General features: G+C 44.0%; 5 protein-coding genes. 1 reads left to right on the top strand and 4 read right to left on the bottom strand.

Annotated features, from left to right (window positions below; all coding sequences use genetic code 11):
• The 4 genes from PX484_RS20365 to ccmO form a co-directional block, all read right to left on the bottom strand.
• The coding region (locus PX484_RS20365) for a PLL family lectin (RefSeq protein WP_288105298.1) at positions 1-915 on the bottom strand (915 nt) is incomplete at its 3' end.
• Between the two features lie 480 nt (positions 916-1,395).
• Positions 1,396-2,211 carry a hypothetical protein gene (locus tag PX484_RS20360; RefSeq protein WP_287671433.1) on the bottom strand — a complete coding sequence of 272 codons (816 nt, stop codon included), beginning with the start codon at positions 2,209-2,211 and terminating at the stop codon, positions 1,396-1,398.
• A 47-nt stretch (positions 2,212-2,258) separates the two neighbouring features.
• Positions 2,259-2,810 carry a gluconokinase gene (locus PX484_RS20355; RefSeq protein ID WP_044034309.1) on the bottom strand — a complete coding sequence of 184 codons (552 nt, stop codon included), beginning with the start codon at positions 2,808-2,810 and terminating at the stop codon, positions 2,259-2,261.
• Between the two features lie 285 nt (positions 2,811-3,095).
• The gene (ccmO, locus tag PX484_RS20350; protein ID WP_002753877.1) at positions 3,096-3,896 is read right to left on the bottom strand and encodes a beta-carboxysome assembly protein CcmO; all 801 of its coding nucleotides are present in this window, start codon (positions 3,894-3,896) and stop codon (positions 3,096-3,098) included.
• Between the two features lie 213 nt (positions 3,897-4,109).
• On the opposite strand from ccmO, the gene raf1 reads away from it, so the two are divergent.
• Positions 4,110-4,879, top strand: a 770-nt coding sequence (gene raf1 / locus PX484_RS20345; protein WP_288105297.1) for a RuBisCO accumulation factor 1, incomplete at its 3' end; no start/stop codon positions are given.

Raw genomic sequence — 4,879 nt, 5'->3', positions numbered from 1 at the left:
TCTGGGATCATAGAACTTGCTCCAAATTCGGCCATCTAAACCGACAACGAAGAGACTGGCTGCGCCGGGTAATGAGCTAACGGCAGACACGTTTGTGGTTTCTGGGGAAACGCCACCCCCTAACTCAAACCATCCTGACCACGCTGGATTCTCAACGCGGGGATCATAATACTGGCTCCACACCTTTCGATCACCCTTGATCGCAAACAATGTCACCCCACCGGGCACTCCGCTGATGGCAGTTACCGATAATAAATCTGCCAGATCTACTTGAATATCTGATGAAGAGCTGCCAATCTTAGAAAGAGCAGCAGCGGATGTTCCTAATGGGGACGGTTTTCCATCGCTGTTTAAGGCGACACCGCCCGAAAATACGATGTAATACAAGGAATTTTCTTGTTTGCTTCCCACAAATATACCTGTAGCAGTGTCAGGTTCACCCCCTCTCCCTGCAAGCTCATGGCTAATCACAGAGAGGCTACCAAGAATATCATCGTCACTTCCAGTATCTCTTTCCCAAAAATAGACTGTTATCGTCCTATCGTATGGAATTGTTAGATCAAGAGTGATTCGAGGTCTTTCATTACCCAATTCAAAATAGTCTTCTTGTAAAGGCCATACCTTCTGCTGTCTCTCCTGGTCAGAAAGACTTATATAGAAATCATCTGAGCCGTCAAGACCGAGGCTTTCAATCAGATCGGTCACCTCCTTCCATACGTCTCCCGCCACGTTTATTGCATCTTTCAGCACCTTCAAAGGCGTCAACCCTGTTATCGCTCCAGCCGTTCCTAGCAACCTATTCTGAGCGTCCAAGATGTTACCTAGAAGTTTCGAGAACGCTTTATCATTCTCTTTCCAGAAAAGACCTGTACCTGTTGTTATACATTCTATATACAGAATTCGAAGTGTCGGCATGATTGCATCCTCCAGTAATTTCTACTTGATTTTCAAAGATAAGCTTAGCACCTAATTTCTGGGCTGGCGTCCCCCGGATCTGACTGAGGGACACATCTCTGAGAACCCTTGCAAAAGTATGGGTCTCAAGTCAATGGGGTGGGCAGGGAGCCATGGGAGGTTGGGGCTGCGAAACCAATCCACAGCCCCTCTCTAGGCGACCGAATCATAGTGACTGTCTAACTAGGGATTATACGGAAGCTTTCTGTATAACACTCTCCAGACTAACGATATGGGTCAACTTTCGGCATATCACTCTATTTAGGCGCAATCGCCCGAACTTTTCCCCATATCACGCCCAAAAGCCTGTTAGCCAGATTAGCCCACATCGCACTTTAACCCACAGCTTGAATCAATGTGCATGGTGCGTTCCCCAAAAATCTATTAGTGGAGTAGGAGGACTTGCATTAGGGACCGCACCCTACGGCAATGGCGATCGCACTAAATATCGGGGTCATCGCTAATACGAGAAGATATTTCTTTTGTAAGCTCATTTAAATAGTCCTTCCCCTTTTCTAATGCATCTTCAAGCTCCAAAATTTCAAAGGAAACTCTACGAAAAGCAATTCGACCGACTACTCCTTCAAACTTTTCGCCTGTCTTTGTATTTTTGCCTGTCTTTGTATTTTTGCCTGTCTTTGTATTTGAATATTTACCACTTAGCTCATGAATCTCCACTTTCCTATTTTTCATCTTCTTATATTTATATTTGAGAAAAAATGTTCCACCAAATGAATCTTGCCCTCCTGCTTCACCATCATGTATGTATTGAAAGTTAAAGTCACAATATTTACGTAAACACTCAGTAATACGGGCATTCGTAGAATGTTCTGTACCCAGATGGACTGTATCCAGCCAATTTTCTGGACCAGACTCATTTTCTTGATAAACTTCCACTGATATGGATATGCTAGTCCAAGTCTGATCAATCTGCATTAGTTCTAGACGAAGCAGTTCAAAGTGAGGATTGTTTCCCATCCCGATCCAGGTGCCAGACAAACTAGGTATTTTGTCAAATGGGTTTAGCTTCCATAACCATCGATCATAAGCTATAAAAGAAAGGGTAAATATAATTGTAAAGAAAGAAATGGGGGATACATCTCGTGGTAAAGGAAAGGCATTAGAGATGTTTGTCCTAACCAAATCAATTAACGGTTGTAATTGTAGAGATACAATCAAAGAAAATAAGGCGATCCAGCCCATAACTTTTAGCCGAAAGGCTTGGTTGTTAACACCGTAGGAATGCATTTCTGACATCTTTTACAACCCATCACTTTTGGTATAACCATCATTGGCAGAAATCTTTACTCGGCGCATCTCTGCCACCAAGGTTTTTTCATGTTTGGAAATATTTGCATCGCCTTTTCTAGCAGTTCGTTCACAATTTCATCTGGCATCAAAAGTCCGTTTACAGCAATTACATTTTCCTCTGGACTGATGGGTTCAAAAGAAGCTATTTGACTATGAAGCATCTCAAGTTTCATATAGTGATTTAACCTGTTGGCTAGTCTTAGCTCTAGCTCTGGTTCAGGTACATTTAGCCAAACTAACTGAACTTGTCCTAAAGATGTCAGTTGTCTCCTGTAGGAAGCTTTCAGAGCAGAACAGGTTATTACAGCTTCTCTGTTTTGAGTTATTGCCCGTCGAATATCATCCTCTATTTCTAGAAGCCACTGACGACGGTCTTCGTCTTGTAGAGACTTCTGTGAAAGCATCTTGATGATGTTCGATAAGGGATGTCTGCGATCGCCCTCAAGAAAATCACTTTCTAGCCGCTCAGATAAGAGCCGACCAACAACCGTCTTTCCTGATCCAGCAACACCCATAATGATCCACACCAATGGGCAACCGTCCATTCACCTCCTCCTCATTACTAGAAAATGGCTGACTAAATTTCTGACAATTAGGCCAATTCTAGCGACGATTATTCGATCTGACCGCACCCCTTGACAAAAATTTATCATTATTCGATTGGTTTAATTGTCGGGGTCTTCTGTAAAGATTTTTTACCGTGAAATTATCATTCATACCCGATACAAGTATCCACCCCACACCCACCAACAAACTTTTTCCCGCAAACCCTAATTCAACCTTTTGCTCCTGTACTTTTAGCAGCACAGGAGCAAAGCTGAAAATAAAAATTAATAATTGTCCTCATCGGTGATAACTTCCACGGGAATCACTTCTTCTAACACTTTTTCCTGCATTTCTTGGCGACGAATTGGTATTTTGGTTTTTTCCAATTCTGGTAAAGCGACCAATTCCCGTTGTTTTTCCCGGACAGTATTGGGTAACAACATCGGTAAAGGTTCGGGGGTTTCTAACCAGTAGCTGGCCACCGGTAGAGTATGTTCTAAATCTTCCAATAAACGGGGAATAATCATCACCGCGTGCAGTTCACCGATTTTCTCTGCTTCCCGCATTCCCGCATCAATGGCCACGGCCACATTAGCGACCGAACCCCGGATAATGGCCGTACACAAACCATCCCCAATTGTTTCGTAGGAAGCTAACTGCACATCGGCCGATTTTAACATGGCATCAGCTGCCCCCACCATAGCAGGAAAACCGCGGGTTTCCAAGAGACCGATCGACATATTGCTCAGTTTGCTGAAACCCCGTTGACTTTGGGCAATTTCGGCTAAACGGCTACCAATGGGGAAAATTACCTCTAAATTGGGCATCGGTCGGGGAATAACCGATTTAGATACCAATTGTCCGAACTGTGCGGCGGTTTTTGCCCCTTCTTCCACTGCTAAACGCACATCGGCAATATTACCACGCACGATCGCAGTACAGTGACCACCGCCAATTTTTTCGTAACCCACGAGGGTAACTTCTGCCGATTTTAGCATCATATCCGCCGTCCCGACGATCGCCGGAAAGCTGAGGGTAGAGACTAAACCCAAGGCACTATCTTTGGGGTGACGCTTGGTTTTCATCGTCCTTTGACCGGGGTTAGTTGTGGACGAGGGGGGAATGCTTCCATTAACTCTTAATCTAGACATTGAAGATAAACTTGCCCTAACAGGTACGAAGGGGGTGATTGTCAGCTATCCTGTTACTATCTAGTCTATCCTGTTAACCTTAATTGCTATTGAAGATTTTTGAGGGATTAGATAAATTTTAGTTATTGTAGCTTGATCAAGTTGTCTATGACAGAACAGCCTCGCAGTACAGATGATCGAATCAGCGAAACGGAAGCGACCGAATTAATGCGCTCGCTGCTTCATAAGGAAGGAAATTGGGTGAATTGGGGGCAAAAATGTCAAAAACTGCAAAAAGCTGGCTACGATTCCCAGTTAATTTTTGAACAAACCGGGTTTCAAAATGCCCAACAAAATTTAATTATTGTCGCTGCCCAAGTTTTTGAGAGTTTAATCAAATCGGGAGCAGATGAAGATTTGTTAAGTTACTACATCGGGCCGCGCAGTGATGTGCTATACGAATTACGGATTCTCAACCAAGAACAAAGACTAGGGGCAGCGAAATTAGCGGCAGAAAAAAGGATTGAGGTGGCTGAAGCACACGATATCGCCAAAGCTATCCAAGATTTTTCCCGTTTATCCCAGATTCCCAGTGAATTTACCCGTCATCCTGGAGATGCGATCGCTTACCAGTGTTGGAAACGGGGCAAACAAAAGCGAGATTTAGCCGAAAGAGCGAAATTAATCGCTAAAGGTTTGAAATTTGCCCATTCTGACTCGGCCAGACAGGCGATCGAGTCCTTACTACAAGATTTTACCGTTACTCCCGCCCGTAGCGCTCCCTTGCTGCCCGTTCATCGTTTACAGGATGAGGACGAATTAGCCAGAATTATTCCTTTAGTAGGAAGATTTCCGGTGACGGTAACTGATATAAAACACACAGAAAGTTTGAGCGTCGAGGAACCTTTTCGACTGGTAACGGTGGGGGATAAACAAAC

It is taken from the genome of Microcystis sp. M49636_WE2 (assembly GCF_030065375.1).
GTDB classification, from domain to species: domain Bacteria; phylum Cyanobacteriota; class Cyanobacteriia; order Cyanobacteriales; family Microcystaceae; genus Microcystis; species Microcystis aeruginosa_C.
The sequence above is the reverse complement of the archived record's forward strand: the minus strand, read 5'-3'. Positions and strand labels throughout refer to the sequence as shown.

Excerpts from the sequence above, each read along its gene's own strand:
- PX484_RS20355 (WP_044034309.1), bottom strand. The coding sequence starts at position 2,810 with ATGGACGGTTGCCCATTGGTGTGGATCATTATGGGTGTTGCTGGATCA.
- ccmO (WP_002753877.1), bottom strand. The coding sequence starts at position 3,896 with ATGAAAACCAAGCGTCACCCCAAAGATAGTGCCTTGGGTTTAGTCTCT.
- PX484_RS20360 (WP_287671433.1), bottom strand. The coding sequence starts at position 2,211 with ATGTCAGAAATGCATTCCTACGGTGTTAACAACCAAGCCTTTCGGCTA.